Below are 15,557 nucleotides of genomic sequence, written 5' to 3' on the forward strand. Positions count from 1 at the left end.
GGATCAAGCCGCGTTCTTTTCCAGGAACTTGATCGCGTCGCCCACAGTCAGGATGGTCTCGGCGGCATCGTCCGGGATCTCGCAGTTGAAGGCCTCCTCGAAGGCCATCACGAGTTCCACGGTGTCGAGGCTGTCCGCGCCGAGATCGTCGATGAAGGAGGCGCTCTCCGTGACCTTCTCGGGTTCAACCCCCAGATGCTCCGCGACAATCTTCTTCACCCGCTCGGCGATGTCACTCATAGATCGAACCCTCGGTTGTTCGGATAATCCCGTTGCCGTTCGGCGGCTGGAGGAGGGCATAATGCCTTTTTTCCGCCGTGCCCAGCCCCCCTCCGTCGCGAAGGAGACGAGATCGCGTCGGCCCGTCCTCGCGCCGCGCGCGGATGGTGGAGCGCCTGAACGCCCGCGTGCCCCCGGCCCAGCAATTGGGCTCGTTAGCACACTCCCTGCGGCAAGGCCAGCAATGCACGCAAAGGTAAGGAGAAAGGGTGCCCTTGCGCCGGTTCGCCCGCCCCTCTATTGGGACGAAAGGGGAACATCATGGCTTTTGACACGGATCGATCGGACCGGCTCGCCGCTGCATTGCGCGCCAATCTCCAGCGCCGCAAGGCGCAGGCCCGCGCCCGGCGCGCGCCGCAGGAGGAAAATGCCTCGCCCGAGGCTTCCGGTGGAAATCCCGCAACGGGTGGTAGCAGCGCCCCGTCCGAGGGGAAGCCCGCGATTGTGCCGGACGGCGAGGCGGGCTAGAGCTTCTCTCTTACATCCGCTTACGGCCGGCTCAGGGGGGCGCCGCCCGCAAGGCAAGGACAGGACGGCATGGACAAGATTCGCATCGTCGGCGGCAACGAGCTGAAGGGCACCATCCCCATCTCGGGCGCGAAGAACGCAGCCCTGCCGCTGATGATTGCCAGCCTCCTGACCGAGGAGAAGCTGATTCTCGAGAACGTCCCGCGGCTCGCGGATGTGGCGCTGCTGCAGCGCATCCTCGGCAATCACGGCGTGGATATCACCACCAACGGCAAGCGCAACGGGGACGCCCCCTATGCCGGCCAGACGCTGGAGATCGACGCCCGCGTCATCGTGGACACCATTGCTCCCTACGAGCTGGTGTCGAAGATGCGCGCTTCGTTCTGGGTGGTGGGGCCGCTCCTCGCCCGCATGGGCGTCGCCAAGGTCTCCCTGCCCGGCGGCTGCGCCATCGGCACGCGGCCGGTGGATTTCCACCTCGACGCCCTGCGTGCCCTCGGTGCCGACATCGAGATCGACGCCGGCTATGTGCTGGCCAAGGCGCCGCGCGGGCTCACCGGCGCCCGCATCGTCTTCCCGAAGGTGTCGGTGGGTGCGACCCATACCGCGCTGATGGCTGCCGCCCTGGCCCGCGGCGAGAGCGTGATCGAGAACGCCGCGCGCGAACCCGAGATCGTCGATGTTGCCGACTGCCTCATCAAGATGGGCGCGCGCATCGAGGGGGCCGGCACCTCCACCATCCGCATCGAGGGCGTGCCGCGCCTCAAGGCCGCCCGCCATGCGGTGCTGCCCGATCGCATCGAGACCGGCACCTATGCCATGGCCACCGCCATGACCGGTGGCGACGTGATGCTGGCCGGTGCCCGCCCGGACCTGCTGGAGGACGCGCTTGAGACCCTGCGCCACGCCGGCGCGGAGATCGACGCGACCAACGAGGGCATCCGCGTGCGTCGCAACGGCGCCGGAATCCTGCCGGTGGAGGTCTCCACCGCCCCCTACCCCGGCTTCCCGACCGACCTCCAGGCCCAGCTCATGGCCCTGATGACCAAGGCCAAGGGCCGCTCGCGCATCACCGAGACCATTTTCGAGAACCGCTTCATGCACGTGCAGGAGCTGGCCCGTCTCGGCGCCCGCATTCAGCTCGACGGCGACACTGCCGTGGTGGAGGGTGTCGAGCGCCTGACCGGCGCCCCGGTGATGGCCACGGACCTGCGCGCCTCGGTGTCCCTGGTCATCGCCGGCCTCGCCGCCGAGGGCGAGACCATGGTGCAGCGCGTCTACCACCTCGACCGCGGCTTCGAGAAACTGGAAGAGAAGCTGTCGCGCTGCGGCGCGGAAATCGAGCGCATCAGCGGCTGAGGACGGCGCGGAGCACCGCGCCCCCTCTCATTCGACCGGCCTTTCAACGCTATCAGGGTGGCGGAAGAGCCTTGAGCATCCCCAACATCATCACCTTGCTGCGCATCTTCCTGGTGCCGGCCGTGGTGTGGGCCATCGCCTCCGGCGAGCCGCTCCTTGCCTTCTGGCTGTTCCTCGCCGCCGGCATCTCGGATGCGCTCGACGGCTTCATCGCCAAGCGTTTCCAGATGCAGACGGAGCTCGGCTCCTATCTGGACCCGGTGGCGGACAAGGCGCTGCTCATCTCCATCTACGTGACGCTGGCGGTGGTTGGCCTCATCCCCCGCTGGGTCGCCATCGCCGTGGTGTCGCGGGATGTCATGATCATCGGTGCCGTGGTGCTGTCGCTGGTGATGGCCAAGCCGGTGACGATCAGCCCGCTTCTCATTTCCAAGGTGAACACGGCGGCGCAGATCAGCTTCGCCGCCCTCGTGCTGGCGAGCGCCGGCTTCGGGGTGACGGTGCCCGGCCTGTACGATCTGGGGCTCGTGCTTGTCGGCCTCTTGACGGGCCTTTCCGCCGCTGCCTATCTCGCCGCATGGACGCGCCATATGGCAAGCTGAGGGGCAACGGTTCAGGATCGGCGCCCCTTCGGGCGGCCGGTTGAAAGGCGCAAGGTGATGGACGGCGACCGCACCCGCATGCCGGAACTCCGCAGCGACCCCACGTCGCCGGCGCGTCGCGGTGCCGCGTTTGCCCGGCTTCCGCGCATGCCCGTGCCGATCCATTCCGGGATGGAGGGGACCTCCGTGCGCATCCAGGCCCGCTTCTGGGTGGGCGCACTGCTGCTCACCGCCTTCGTCCTGTGGCTGCTTTCCGGCATCCTCCTGCCGTTCGTGGCGGGCATCGTGCTCGCCTACTTCCTCAATCCGGTGGTCGCGCGCCTCGAGCGCATCGGCGTCGCCCGCGCCCTCTCCGCCCTCGTGGTGGTGGGGATCATGCTGCTGCTGGTGATGCTGTTCTTCCTGCTGGCGCTGCCCATCCTGTCGTCCCAGCTGTTCGAATTCATCCAGCGCCTGCCGTCCTACGTGACGCGCCTGCAGGGCCTTCTGACCGAAGAGAACCGGGAATGGCTGAGCGGCATCGTCGGCGACCGGCTGCCGGATATGCAGCGCTCCATCTCCGACCTGATGACCCAGGGGGTCAGCCATGTGCTGAGCCTGCTCTCGTCGGTCTGGTCCGGCGGGCAGGCGCTGATCTCGCTGTTCGCGCTGCTGGTGGTGACGCCGGTGGTTGTGTTCTACATCTTATGCGACTGGAACGAGATGGTCGGGCTGGTGGATCGGCTGGTGCCCGTGCCGCACCGCCCGGTGGTGCGGAGCCTCGCCCTAGCCATGGACAGCGCGGTGGCCGGCTTCGTGCGCGGCCAGGCTATGGTCTGCCTGCTGCTCGGCGGATTCTATGCCGTCTCCCTCTCCATGGTGGGGCTGAACTTCGGCCTGCTGATCGGCATCGTGTCCGGGGTCATCACCTTCATCCCCTATGTCGGCTCGCTGACCGGCTTCGTGCTGGCCATGGGCGTCGCCATCGTCCAGTTCTTCCCGGACTGGAGCATGATCGGCACCGTGCTCGCCATCTTCGTCGCCGGCCAGACCATCGAGGGCTATGTGCTCTCTCCGAAACTGGTGGGCGACAGCATCGGCGTGCATCCGGTGTGGCTGATGTTCGCCCTGTTCGCCTTCGGCTACCTGTTCGGCTTCGTCGGCCTGCTGCTGGCTGTGCCGCTGACGGCGGTGGCGGGCGTTCTGGTGCACTTCGCCATCGCCCGCTACATGCAATCCTCGCTCTACCAGGGCGCGGCGGACGATGATCCTCCGGCAGAGACCCGCTGACCCGATGCCCCGCCCCCCGGCAGAACCGCCGCGCCAGCTTGCCCTCGACCTGCCGAACCAGCCGGCGCTGCGCCGCGACGACTTCCTCGCCGCGCCCGGCAACGCGGCGGCGCTCGCCTTGATCGACGCCTTTCCCGACTGGCCGTCGCGTGTCGCCTGCCTCGTCGGCCCGGAAGGCGCGGGCAAGAGCCACCTCGCCGCCATCTTCGCCGAGCGGTCGGGCGCCCTGACGATGGCCGCCCGCGACCTCGTGCGCGAGGCGGTGCCGGCGGCCCTTGCCCGCGACGCGCTCGTCCTGGAGGACCTCGACCCGGCGACCTTCAGCGAGCCGGCCCTGTTCCACCTGCTCAATCTCGCCCGCGAGCAGCAGGCCTATCTCCTGATGACGGCGCGTACGCCGCCCTCCGGCTTCCCCCTCGCCACAGCCGACCTCGCCTCCCGGCTGCGCGCCATCCCGGTGTTCGAGATCGCCCCGGCGGACGATTCCCTGCTGGCGGCCGTGCTGGTGAAGCTGTTCACCGACCGCCAGCTCGCGGTGGACGAGGCGACCGTGCAATATCTGTTGCTGCGCATCCCGCGCTCGGTGGCGGGGGCCCAACGCATCGTCGAGGCGCTCGATCAGGCCGCGCTGGCCGCCCGGCGGCCGGTGACCCGCGCGCTGGCAGCCCAGGTGCTGGCGGCCGGCGATCTGGCGGACGAGGCCTCCGCCGGGACCGATCCGGACGCGGACGATTGAGGAACGCGCAAGGCCGGCGCAATGTCATAGAGTGGTCATGCAAGCCGGCCATGGTCCGGCCGGTTTCCGCCAATGAGGCATGAGGGAGCGACGGGAGCGAATGGGCATGAACGAGGCTGTGGCTCTCTCCGACACCGAAATCGTCTCCGAAGTGGAAAGCCCGCTCGCGCAGTCGCCGCAGCGGTTCATCAATCGCGAGATTTCCTGGCTCGGCTTCAACCGCCGCGTGCTGGAGGAAGCGGAGAACCGCAATCATCCCCTGCTGGAGCAGTTGCGCTTCCTCTCCATCTCCGCCAACAACCTCGATGAATTCTTCATGGTCCGCGTCGCCGGCCTGAAGGAGCAGGTGCGCGAGGGCGTGCAGACCCAGAGCCCGGATGGCCTCACCCCTTCCGAGCAGCTCACCACCATCCTCGCCGCCGCCGCACAGCTGATCTCCGACCAGCAGGCGCGCTGGCGCGAGCTGAGGCGCGACCTTGCCGCCGCCGGCATCGTGCTGGTGGATGGCGGGGATGGGACGCCCGAGGACATGGAGGTGCTGGAGCGGCACTTCCTCAACCACGTCTTCCCGGTCCTGACCCCGCTCGCCATCGATCCGGCCCACCCCTTCCCGTTCATTCCCAATCTGGGCTTCTCGCTGGCCCTCCAGCTGGTGCGCCAGTCGGACGGGCGGGGCATGAACGCGCTCATCCGCATCCCCGCCAAGGTCGACCGCTTCATCCGCCTGCCGGATCAGGGTACCGGCACGCTGCGCTTCATGACGCTCGAGCAGATGATCGGCCTGTTCATCGCGCGCCTCTTCCCCGGCTATGCGGTGAAGGGACAAGGCGTGTTCCGGGTCATCCGCGACAGCGACCTCGAAATCGAGGAAGAGGCCGAAGACCTCGTCCGCCTGTTCGAAACCGCCCTCAAGCAGCGCCGCTACGGCGAGGTGATCCGCATGGAGGCCGACGCCGCCATGCCGGAGGAGCTGCGCAATTTCGTCGCCCGCGAACTCGGCGTGAACGACGACGAGATTTTCGTGGTGGACGGCGTGCAGGCGCTGAACGAGTTTTCACAGCTCGTCTCGGTGGACCGGCCGGACCTGAAATTCCAGGCCTACAACGCCCGATTTCCCGAGCGTATCCGCGACCACGGCGGAGACTGCTTTCTCGCTATTCGCGAGAAAGACATTCTGGTTCACCACCCTTATGAATCCTTTGACGTGGTGGTTCAGTTTCTGCGTCAGGCCGCCCGCGACCCCAACGTCGTCGCCATCAAGCAGACCCTCTACCGCACCTCCTCCGACAGCCCCATCGTGAAGGCGCTGGCCGAGGCGGCCGAGGCCGGCAAGTCGGTGACCGCGCTGGTGGAGCTGAAGGCGCGCTTCGACGAGGAAGCCAACATCCGCTGGGCCCGCGACCTGGAGCGCGCCGGCGTGCAGGTGGTGTTCGGCTTCATCGAGCTGAAGACCCACGGCAAGCTCTCCATGGCGGTGCGCCGGGAAGGCTCCCAGCTCGCCACCTACGTGCATGTGGGCACCGGCAACTACCACCCCATTACCGCGCGTATCTATACCGATCTCTCCTTCTTCACCGCCGACCCGGTAATCGCCCAGGACGTGGCGCGCATCTTCAACTTCATCACCGGCTATGCGACGCCGGGTGAACTCGACGCCATGGCCGTGTCGCCCTCCTTCCTCAAGCCGCGGCTGATGAAGCACATCGCGGACGAGATCGAATTTGCCCGGGCGGGCCGTCCGGCGGCCATCTGGCTGAAGTGCAATTCGCTGGTGGACCCCGAGATCATCGACGCGCTCTATGCCGCCAGCGCCGCCGGCGTTCAGGTGGATTGCGTCATCCGCGGCATCTGCTGCCTTCGGCCCGGCATCCCCGGGCTTTCCGAGAACATCCGGGTGAAATCCATCGTCGGGCGCTTCCTGGAGCACTCGCGCATCTACTGCTTCGGCGGCGGCCACGGCCTGCCGAGCCCGAACGCCATCGTCTACATCTCCTCGGCGGACCTGATGCCGCGCAACCTCGACCGCCGCGTCGAGACCCTGTGCCCCATCACCAACCCGACCGTGCACGAGCAGGTGCTCGACCAGATCATGGTTGCGAACCTTATCGACAACCAGCAGAGCTGGCGCGTCTTGCCGGATGGCTCGTCGGAACGCATAGTCCCGGCGCCGGGCGAGGAGCCGTTCAACGCCCATCAGTATTTCATGACAAATCCGAGCTTGTCCGGACGTGGAAAGTCTCTCAAGGATTCTTCGCCGCGCAGCCTCTTCGTCCGCCGCGGAGGCGGGCGCTGAGTTGACGCATGCCCCCGGCCGGCTGTCCCAGGGGGCGCCGGTTGCCGTCATCGACATCGGCTCCAACTCGGTGCGCCTCGTGGTGTACGAGGGGCTCAACCGTGCCCTGACGCCGGTCTTCAACGAGAAAGCCCTGTGCGGGCTCGGCCGGGAGGTCCTCTCCACTGGCCGGCTCCCGCAGGATGCGGTCGATCGCGCCTTCGCTGCGCTGAAGCGGTTTCGTGCGCTTTGCGACGCGATGCAGGTGGGCGAGGTCCATGCCCTCGCCACCGCCGCCGCGCGCGACGCACAGAACGGTCCCGCCTTCATCGCCGAGTGCGAGGCCATCTGCGGCACCCGCATCGAGCTGCTCACCGGCAAGCGCGAGGCGGAACTTGCGGCCTATGGCATCGTCGCCGGCGTCCATGCGCCGGACGGCATCGTCGGCGACCTGGGCGGCGGCTCGCTGGAGTTGGTGGACGTGAAGGCCGGCAGCGTCGGCACGGGCGTGACCCTGCCTCTGGGCGGCCTCGCCTTGCAGGACCGCTCCTCGCGCTCGACACGCAAGGCGGAGAAGATCGTCCGCGACACCATCCCCGAGGCGCAGGTTCTGGAAGGCCTCGCCGGCCGTACCTTCTATGCGGTGGGCGGCACCTGGCGGGCGCTGGCGCGCCTGCACATGTTCACCAAGGGCTATCCGCTGCATGTGATGCACGGCTACGTGATACCGGCCCGCGAGGCGCTGGACTTCACTCGCATCGTCCATCGCGCCGATACCGAGGCGCTGGCCCATATCGACGTGATCTCCGACGCGCGCCGCCCGCTTTTGGCCTATGGCGCGCTGGTGCTGGAGAACATCGTGCGGCAGGGCCGTCCGTCCGAGGTGGTGATCTCGGCGCTCGGCGTGCGCGAGGGCCTGCTCTATTCGCTGCTGCCGGAAGCCGAGCGCGCCGGCGACCCGCTGCTCATCGCCGCCGCGGAGATGAACGTCCTGCGCTCCCGCTCGCCGCTGCACGGCGAGGAGCTGGTGGCCTGGACCGACGGCTTCTTCGCTTCGGCGCCCGTGCTGGAAGAAGCGGAGGAGGAGCGCCGGCTGCGCCGCGCCGCCTGCCTGCTGGCGGATGTGGGCTGGCGCGCCCATCCCGACTATCGCGGCGAGCAGAGCCTCAACATGATCGCCCATGCCGCCTTCGCCGGCATCGATCATCCGGGCCGGGCCTATGTGGCGCTGTCGGTCTATTTCCGCCACGTGGGCCTCGGGGCTGACGAAAGCGACACCCGCATCCTGGAGCTTGTCACCACCGGAATGCTGGACCGCGCCCGCATCCTCGGCGCGGCCATGCGGGTGGCCTATGTGCTGTCCGCCGCCATGCCCGGCATCCTGCCCCGCATGCCGCTGAAGGTGCGCGGCGACCAACTGGCCCTGAGCGTGCCGAAACAGCTGGTGCCGCTCATCAACGAGCGGGTGCAGAACCGCCTGCGCCAGCTCGCCCGCCTCATCGGCCGCGAGCCGGCGCTGGAGCAGTATGAGGAGGGCGCGGCGGACTGATCCGCCGTCCCCACCCGGCCCCGCCCCCCTGCCCGGTCACGAAAAGGTTGCCCGTGTCCCCGCTTCGCCGCACGGATTTCTGCCTGAATTGGCCGGCAGTCTTTCAGTCATGAAACAGCTCGTGAACATCTTCGGCGGCATCGCCGGCCTTGTAGTGGCGGGTCTCGTCGGCCTCGCCCTCTTCACGCTCGTGGGCGGCCTAATCCTGGTGGCAGGCATCGTCATCACCGCCCTGGTCATTGGCGGCGGCGTCTATGCCCTCGTCACTGGGCGCGCACCCGGCATGAAGCGCGACGGCGGCTTCTCCTTCCGGGTCATCGACCTGCGCGAGACGCGCACCTACGGGACGCCGGACGAGAGTGGCATGATCGACGTGACCCCGCCCAAGGACCCTCGCCGCAACGTCTGATCACTCGCCATTGCGGGGGAGTTCAGCCGGCTGACTGGTGATATGGTCTGCTCCCTTTGAAGCGGGAGCGGGCTTGGGACATGCACGGGGCGATCGGTTCGGGCGCGGTTCTGGCGGTGGTCGCAACCTGCGTCGTGCTGGCGATGCTGACGGTTGTCACCCATGCGATCACGCTGACGGTCATCCGTCGGCGCCTCACGCACCGCATCAGAGGGAAGGTCTACGTCGACCACGTCTTCGTCGAGGCCGCGATCATCAGCGCGACGGTACTCAGCCTCAGCCTCGTGCATCTCGCCGAAGTCTGCATCTGGGCCGCCGCCTATGTGCTGCTCGACGCAATCGGCGACCCGCGGGATGCCATCTATTATTCCCTGTCCACCTACACCACGCTCGGCCCTGACGGCGTGACCATCGCCAAGGCGTTCAGGGCCGTGGCCGGTTTCGAATCGCTCATCGGTCCGATGATGGTGGCGTGGTCCACGGCCTTCCTGGTGGAATTCGTGGTCCGCATGCGCGGGGGCAACACCGGCACGGGCTGAGCCGCGCCGGTGCGAGTCCCAGGCCGCTTCAGACGCTGGTCGGGTAGTTCGGGCTCTCGCGGGTGATCGTCACGTCGTGCACGTGGCTCTCGCGCAGGCCGGCCGAGGAGATGCGCACGAAGCGGGCGCGCTCGCGGAACTCCTTCAGGTTGCTGCCGCCCACATAGCCCATGGCCGCCCGAAGGCCGCCGGCGAGCTGGTGGAGCACGGCACCCACCGGGCCCTTGTAGGCCACCTGGCCCTCGATACCTTCCGGCACCAGCTTCAGGGTGTCGCGCACCTCGGCCTGGAAGTAGCGGTCGGCCGAGCCGCGGGCCATGGCGCCCACCGAGCCCATGCCGCGGTACGACTTGTACGAGCGACCCTGGAACAGGAACACCTCGCCGGGGCTCTCATCGGTGCCGGCCAGCAGCGAGCCCACCATGGCGGCGGACGCACCGGCCGCCAGCGCCTTGGCGAGATCGCCCGAGAACTTGATGCCACCGTCCGCCACGACAGGCGTTCCGGTGGCGAGGGCCGCCTCCACCGCGTCCATCACGGCGGTGAGCTGGGGCACGCCGACGCCGGCGACGATGCGGGTGGTGCAGATGGAGCCGGGGCCGATGCCCACCTTCACCGCATCCGCGCCCGCATCGATCAGCGCCTTGGCGCCGTCCGAGGTGGCGATGTTGCCGGCGAGGATCTGGGTGCGGTTGGAGAGCTTCTTGATGCGGGAAACCTGATCCAGCACCTTGCGCGAATGGCCGTGGGCGGTGTCCACCACCACGAGGTCCACCCCGGCGTCGATCAGGCGCTCGGTGCGCTCGAAGCCGTCCTCGCCCACCGTGGTGGCGGCGGCGACGCGCAGGCGGCCCTGCTCGTCCTTGGCGGCGCTGGGGTAAGCGACCGCCTTCTCGATGTCCTTCACCGTGATGAGGCCGACGCAGCGGTCGTCCGCGTCCACCACCAGCAGCTTCTCGATGCGGTACTGGTGCAGCAGGCGCTTGGCCTCGTCCTGGTTCACCTGCCCCTCGCGGACGGTGACCAGCCGATCCTTGGTCATCAGCTCGGCGACGCGCTGGGCGGGATCGCGGGCGAAGCGCACGTCACGGTTGGTCAGAATGCCGACGAGACGGCCGGCGATGCCGCCGGTGCCCCGCTCCACCACCGGAATGCCGGAGATGGAATAGCGCTTCATCAGGTCGAGCGCGTCGGAGAGCGTCTGGTCGGGGTGGATGGTGACGGGGTTCACCACCATGCCCGATTCGTACTTCTTCACCTGCCGCACATGCTCGGCCTGCATCTCGGGCGAGAGATTGCGGTGGATGACGCCGATACCGCCAGCCTGCGCCATGGCGATGGCGAGCCGCGATTCGGTCACCGTGTCCATGGCCGCGGAAATGATCGGCATGTTGAGGCTGATGGTCTTGGTGAGCTGGGTGGTGATCTCCACCTGACCGGGCATCACCTCGGAGGCGCCGGGCGTCAGCAGCACATCGTCGAACGTCAGCGCCTCGCGGAAGCGCGAGCGGCTGTCGATTGCGGACGAATGCGCGGTCCCATTGGGGGTCGTCATGGCCAACTCCTGGTGGCGGCGCGGAACGCGACCGCTGGATCGGGGCCGGAACGAGAGACTGAGCCTGGACCCGGCCGTGGGCTGGCCGAGGGGCTTAAGAACCTCGCTACGAGTTGGCAGTGGCCGATACCATGGGTGCGCGACGAATAGAAGACCTGTTGCGAGGGATTCGCCGCAGGGCACGCATGCGCCGGACGAGGAGCCGGAAAAGCGGCGTCTTAGCGGGTGACGAGAATCAGCGTGTTTCCCGCCCCGTAGGTCTGCACCAGCGAATAGAGCGTCGCGGCATTCGACGGGTGCAGCCGCACGCAGCCGTGCGAGGCCGGCGCGCCGAGGCGGCTGACCTCATAGCTGCCGTGGATGGCATAGCCCCCGTTGAAGAAGATGGAGTAGGGCATGGGCGAGTTGTAATATTTGCGCGAGAAATAGCTGCGGTACATGCGCTGGGGCCGGTAGGCGCCGGTGGGCGTGACATAGCCGCGGCGCGCGGTGGAGACCGGCCAGGAATATTGCAGCATGCCGTTCACGCTCACGGTCATGGTCTGCCGCGACAGGTCGATCCGCGCCACCACGGCCGCGGTGCCGGCGGAGGCCGGCGCGGCACAGGCCAGCACCCATATGAGCGAGACCGCGAGGAAAAGCGACGCCAGCCATCTGCTGGAAGCCGGCGACGGGCGCATCGCGGGCAGACGCCTTGCCTCGGCCCGGCCGGTACGCGGCCGCACAACCAACGGTAGACTCATGCCCGTTACCCTCCCGTCAGCCATAGTGCCACGCTTGCAACCGCGCGCAAGGTGTTGCTGCCGCAGGGACATCTGGCCGATGCCGGCGGCCGGGCGTCGGTGCCCCGTTTCCATCCGGCTCCAGCCCCACTAAGGTCCGCCCGTCGGCGGCGGATGTTTCGGGTCCGCGCCTGAAGGAGACCTGCCCCATGGTGATGATGCTGCTCGGCCTCGTGGTCTTCCTCGGCATCCATCTGGTGACGACTGTCCGGGGTCTGCGCGCCGGCCTCATCGCCCAATTGGGGGAGGGCCCCTACAAGGGCTTCTATTCCCTGCTGGCAGCGTCCGGCCTCCTGCTCACGGCCTATGGCTATGCGCTGTGGCGCGCGTCCGGCCCCATGCAGGTGTGGAACCCGCCGGTGGGGATGCGGCACCTCACGCTGCTCCTGATGCTGTTCGCCGCCATTTCCATCGTCGCCGCCTATGTGCCGAGCCATGTGAGGGCCTGGCTCAAGCACCCCATGCTGGTGGGCGTGAAGACGTGGGCGGTGGCGCATCTGCTCGCCAATGGCGACATCGCCTCCATCGTGCTGTTCGGCGCGGTGCTGGCCTGGGCGGTGTTCGACCGCATCTCGCTGAAGCGGCGCGACCTGCCCGTGCCGGTGGCGCCGAAGAACTGGGCCGGCGACGCGCTGGTGGTGGGCGGGGGGCTGGTGCTCTATCTCGCCCTCGCCTACCTATTCCATCCCTACGTCGTCGGCGTGCCGGTGATGTAGAAGCGGCCAACGCCGCAGGGGAACAAGAACAACGCACAGGTGAGGACGGCTCCCGCCGGAGCCGCGAACGACCCCGGCCGCAGCCAAGACGGCGGCCAAGCCAAGAGGAACGCCATGTCCATTCAGGCCGACGCCCGCCGCGTCACCGCGCCCGAGATCCAGGCCCGCAAGGGGGGAGAGCCCATCGTGTCGCTCACCTCCTACCACGCGCACACGGCGCGCCTGCTCGACCGCCACGTGGACCTGATCCTCGTCGGCGACAGCCTCGGCATGGTGATGCACGGGCTGGAGACCACCGTCCCCGTCACCGTGGAGATGATGATCGTCCACGGCCGCGCGGTGGTGCGCGGCACGCAGCGCGCGCTCATCGTGGTGGACCTGCCCTTCGGCAGCTACGAGGCGAGCCCCACCGAAGCCTTCCACACCGCCGCCCGCGTGCTCAAGGAGACCGGCGCAGGCGCGGTGAAGCTCGAAGGCGGGCGCCGCATGGCCGAGACCGTGCGCTTCCTGGTGGATCGCGGCGTGCCGGTGATGGGCCATGTGGGCCTCACCCCGCAGGCCATCAACACACTCGGCTCGTTCAAGGCGCGCGGCCGCGACGATGCCGAGGCCTCCATCATCCTCGACGACGCCCGCGCCATCGCCGAGGCCGGTGCCTTCTCCATCGTGCTGGAGGCCATCGCCGAGCCGCTCGCCCGCCGCATCACCGAGGAAGTCCCCTGCCCCACCATCGGCATCGGCGGCTCGCCGGCCTGCGACGGGCAGATCCTGGTGCTTGAGGACATGCTGGGCCTCGGCGACCGGGTGCCGAAGTTCGTGAAGAAGTACGCGAACCTCGGCCCGGCCATCGAGACGGCGGTGGCGACCTATGCCGAGGAAGTGCGCGCCCGCACCTTCCCGGCCAAGGAGCACACCTACGCGCCCCGCCTGGTGGACAAGCCGGCCAAGGCCTCCTGATGGGGCGGATGCGCTCCGGGGCGGCAACGCCCCTCGCCCGCCTCGCCCTCACCCTGTCCCTCGTTCTGGCTCCGGCGCTCCTCGGGATGCGCCCGGCGACCGCGGCCGAGGACTGCCTGCTCGTCACCGATCTCGACAGCGGCCGGGTGCTGGCGAAGCAGGGGCTGTGCGCCGCGCGGCATCCACCCAACTCCACCTTCAAGGTGGTTCTGGCGCTGATGGGCTACGACGCCGGCATCCTCAAGAGCGACAGCAAGCCGGTCTACGAGCCCCCGCCCGGCGCGGACCTCGAACGGGAGGTCACGCGCGGGCCGCAGACACCCCGCTCCTGGATGAAGAACTCGGTGGTCTGGTATTCCGAGGTGCTGGCCGCCGAGCTCGGCCACGAGCGGATGGCCCACTATCTCAAGGTCTTCACCTACGGCAACGAGAACATGGGCGGGGTGAAGGGCGAGGCGGAGCCCGGCAAGCGCTACTGGATCTCCTCCTCCCTCGTCATCTCCCCGCGCGAGCAGATCGACTTCCTGCGCCGCATGCTGAAGGGCCAGCTGCCGGTTTCGGCCGACGCCGTCGAAGAGACCATCCGCATCATGGCCATCGATGAGCAGCCCGCCGGCTGGCTCACCTTCGGCAAGACCGGCTCCGGCTTCGGGCGCTTCCCGGACGGACGCATCGACCGGTCGCGCCCGTTCGGCTGGTTCGTGGGCTTCGCGAGGAAGGACGGCCACACCGCCGTGTTCGTGCGCTACACCTCCCTCGACATGGCCTCCCCCGAATCCCTCGGACTGGTGGCACGGCGGCAGATGCTGGCGGCGCTCGTCCCGGTCCTGTCGGCTCAGGCCCCCTGAGCCTGCCGGCGGAGGCCTTCCGATAGATATCCGCGAGGAGTTGAGCGTGCCGGTCTCCGCCATCGTGTCGGCTTTCGTCGCCGCCCTCGTGGGCTTCGGCGGAACCCTCGCCCTCATTCTCTCCGCCGCCGCGGCAGTGGGCGCGAGCCCGGCGCAGGCGTCGTCCTGGGTGGCGGCGCTCTGCCTCGCGATCGCGGGATCGAGCGCAATCCTCTCCATCCGCCACCGCCTGCCCATCATCACCGCCTGGTCCACCCCGGGCGCGGCCCTGCTGGCCGCATTCGGGGCGGGGATCGGCATGGAACGGGCGGTGGGCGCGTTCCTGGTGGCCGGGCTCCTCATGGTGGCTTGCGCCGCGGTGAAGCCGCTCGGCACGCTGGTGGCCCGCATTCCCGTGGCGGTGGCGGCAGCGATGCTGGCGGGCGTGCTGGTGCGCTTCGTCACCGTGCTGGCCGAACACGCGGTGAAGAGCCCGCTGCTGGTGCTGCCTGTCGTGGCCGCCTTCTTCCTGACCCGCCGGCTGGCGCCGAGCTGGTCCGTGCCGGCGGCGCTCGTCGCCGGCATCGGCGCGGCCCTCGGGCTGGGCGTGGTGGGACCGATGCCCGCGCCGGAGCTGTCGGCGCTGGTGTGGGTGACGCCGGAATTCGACGGCGGCGTGCTCCTCAGCATCGCATTGCCGCTGTTCCTCGTGACCATGGCGTCGCAGAACCTGCCCGGCTTCGCCGTGCTCACCGCCAGCGGCTACGTGCCGCCCGTGCGCTCCATCCTCGCCACCACCGGCATTGCTTCGGTGCTCACCGCGCCGTTCGGCGCCCATGCCTCGAATCTTGCCGCCATCACCGCCGCCTTGTGCACGGGGCCGGACTGCGACCCGGACCCGCGGGCGCGATGGAAGGCGGGGCCGGTCTATGCCCTGTTCTATCTGCTGCTGGCCGCGGCGGGGGCCTCCCTCGTCGCGGTGTTCGCGGCGTTGCCGCCGGCGCTGGTCGCGACCATCGCGGGGCTGGCGCTGATCGCCCCCCTCACGGGTTCGCTCACCGCGGCGCTCAACGTGGACAAGGACCGCACCGCCGCCATCGTGACCTTCGCCACCACGGCGTCGGGAATCAGTGCCCTCGGCCTCGGCGCCCCGGTGTGGGGACTGGCCGCCGGCCTCGCCGTGTTCGCCATGGATACCGTTCGCCGCCGCTGACGGGAACGCGCCCTGAAATGAAAAA

Annotated in this window: 16 protein-coding genes; 13 read left to right on the forward strand and 3 right to left on the reverse strand. The window is 68.7% G+C overall.

What is annotated here, in order from left to right; all coding sequences use genetic code 11:
- Window positions 1–3: 3 nt before the first annotated feature.
- Window positions 4–240, reverse strand: coding sequence for an acyl carrier protein (locus tag A37E_RS0102325; RefSeq protein ID WP_012115109.1), 237 nt, complete (start codon window positions 238–240; stop codon window positions 4–6).
- Between the two features lie 300 nt (window positions 241–540).
- On the opposite strand from A37E_RS0102325, the gene A37E_RS26765 reads away from it, so the two are divergent.
- The 9 genes from A37E_RS26765 to A37E_RS0102365 all read left to right on the forward strand — a co-directional run bounded on the left by A37E_RS26765 (window position 541) and on the right by A37E_RS0102365 (window position 9,482).
- On the forward strand, window positions 541–747 hold the full coding sequence (locus A37E_RS26765; RefSeq protein WP_156026215.1) for a hypothetical protein: 207 nt from the start codon (window positions 541–543) through the stop codon (window positions 745–747).
- A gap of 69 nt (window positions 748–816) precedes the next feature.
- The gene (gene murA, locus A37E_RS0102330; protein WP_029555154.1) at window positions 817–2,106 is read left to right on the forward strand and encodes a UDP-N-acetylglucosamine 1-carboxyvinyltransferase; all 1,290 of its coding nucleotides are present in this window, start codon (window positions 817–819) and stop codon (window positions 2,104–2,106) included.
- A 71-nt stretch (window positions 2,107–2,177) separates the two neighbouring features.
- The gene (locus tag A37E_RS0102335) at window positions 2,178–2,708 is read left to right on the forward strand and encodes a CDP-alcohol phosphatidyltransferase family protein (RefSeq protein WP_029555155.1); all 531 of its coding nucleotides are present in this window, start codon (window positions 2,178–2,180) and stop codon (window positions 2,706–2,708) included.
- Between the two features lie 186 nt (window positions 2,709–2,894).
- Window positions 2,895–3,977, forward strand: a complete 1,083-nt coding sequence (locus tag A37E_RS0102340; protein ID WP_245279249.1) for an AI-2E family transporter — start codon at window positions 2,895–2,897, stop codon at window positions 3,975–3,977.
- Between the two features lie 4 nt (window positions 3,978–3,981).
- The gene (locus A37E_RS0102345; protein ID WP_038192446.1) at window positions 3,982–4,713 is read left to right on the forward strand and encodes a chromosomal replication initiator protein DnaA; all 732 of its coding nucleotides are present in this window, start codon (window positions 3,982–3,984) and stop codon (window positions 4,711–4,713) included.
- Window positions 4,714–4,819: 106 nt separating this feature from the next.
- On the forward strand, window positions 4,820–7,006 hold the full coding sequence (locus tag A37E_RS0102350; protein WP_029555158.1) for an RNA degradosome polyphosphate kinase: 2,187 nt from the start codon (window positions 4,820–4,822) through the stop codon (window positions 7,004–7,006).
- A gap of 1 nt (window position 7,007) precedes the next feature.
- Window positions 7,008–8,534 (forward strand): exopolyphosphatase, encoded by a 1,527-nt coding sequence (ppx, locus tag A37E_RS0102355; protein WP_029555159.1) that lies wholly within the window; start codon window positions 7,008–7,010, stop codon window positions 8,532–8,534.
- Between the two features lie 109 nt (window positions 8,535–8,643).
- Window positions 8,644–8,943: a hypothetical protein gene (locus A37E_RS0102360; RefSeq protein ID WP_029555160.1), complete on the forward strand. Its 300-nt coding sequence runs from the start codon at window positions 8,644–8,646 to the stop codon at window positions 8,941–8,943.
- Between the two features lie 80 nt (window positions 8,944–9,023).
- Complete coding sequence (locus A37E_RS0102365; protein ID WP_029555161.1) at window positions 9,024–9,482, forward strand: ion channel; 459 nt, start codon at window positions 9,024–9,026, stop codon at window positions 9,480–9,482.
- Between the two features lie 28 nt (window positions 9,483–9,510).
- On the opposite strand, the gene guaB is transcribed toward A37E_RS0102365, so the two are convergent.
- Both guaB and A37E_RS0102375 read right to left on the reverse strand, forming a co-directional pair.
- Window positions 9,511–11,037 (reverse strand): IMP dehydrogenase, encoded by a 1,527-nt coding sequence (gene guaB / locus A37E_RS0102370; RefSeq protein WP_024277836.1) that lies wholly within the window; start codon window positions 11,035–11,037, stop codon window positions 9,511–9,513.
- 218 nt (window positions 11,038–11,255) lie between these two features.
- Complete coding sequence (locus A37E_RS0102375) at window positions 11,256–11,780, reverse strand: L,D-transpeptidase (RefSeq protein ID WP_348550872.1); 525 nt, start codon at window positions 11,778–11,780, stop codon at window positions 11,256–11,258.
- Between the two features lie 188 nt (window positions 11,781–11,968).
- Here A37E_RS0102375 and A37E_RS0102380 point away from each other — a divergent pair, with 188 nt between their 5' ends.
- The 4 genes from A37E_RS0102380 (at window position 11,969) to A37E_RS0102395 (ending at window position 15,532) form a co-directional block, all read left to right on the forward strand.
- Entirely contained in the window at window positions 11,969–12,535 is a 567-nt protein-coding gene (locus tag A37E_RS0102380) for an NnrU family protein (RefSeq protein WP_029555164.1), read from the forward strand.
- A gap of 114 nt (window positions 12,536–12,649) precedes the next feature.
- Window positions 12,650–13,492, forward strand: a complete 843-nt coding sequence (gene panB / locus A37E_RS0102385) for a 3-methyl-2-oxobutanoate hydroxymethyltransferase (RefSeq protein ID WP_024277833.1) — start codon at window positions 12,650–12,652, stop codon at window positions 13,490–13,492.
- A complete protein-coding gene (locus A37E_RS0102390; RefSeq protein WP_081837412.1) occupies window positions 13,492–14,340 on the forward strand; it encodes a penicillin-binding transpeptidase domain-containing protein in 849 nt (282 codons plus the stop codon). Before panB ends, A37E_RS0102390 begins: the two co-directional genes overlap by 1 nt.
- A 46-nt stretch (window positions 14,341–14,386) precedes the next feature.
- The gene (locus A37E_RS0102395; RefSeq protein WP_029555166.1) at window positions 14,387–15,532 is read left to right on the forward strand and encodes a benzoate/H(+) symporter BenE family transporter; all 1,146 of its coding nucleotides are present in this window, start codon (window positions 14,387–14,389) and stop codon (window positions 15,530–15,532) included.
- Window positions 15,533–15,557 lie beyond the last annotated feature (25 nt).

Source organism: Xanthobacter sp. 91 (assembly GCF_000702385.1).
Taxonomy (GTDB): Bacteria; Pseudomonadota; Alphaproteobacteria; order Rhizobiales; family Xanthobacteraceae; genus Xanthobacter; species Xanthobacter aminoxidans.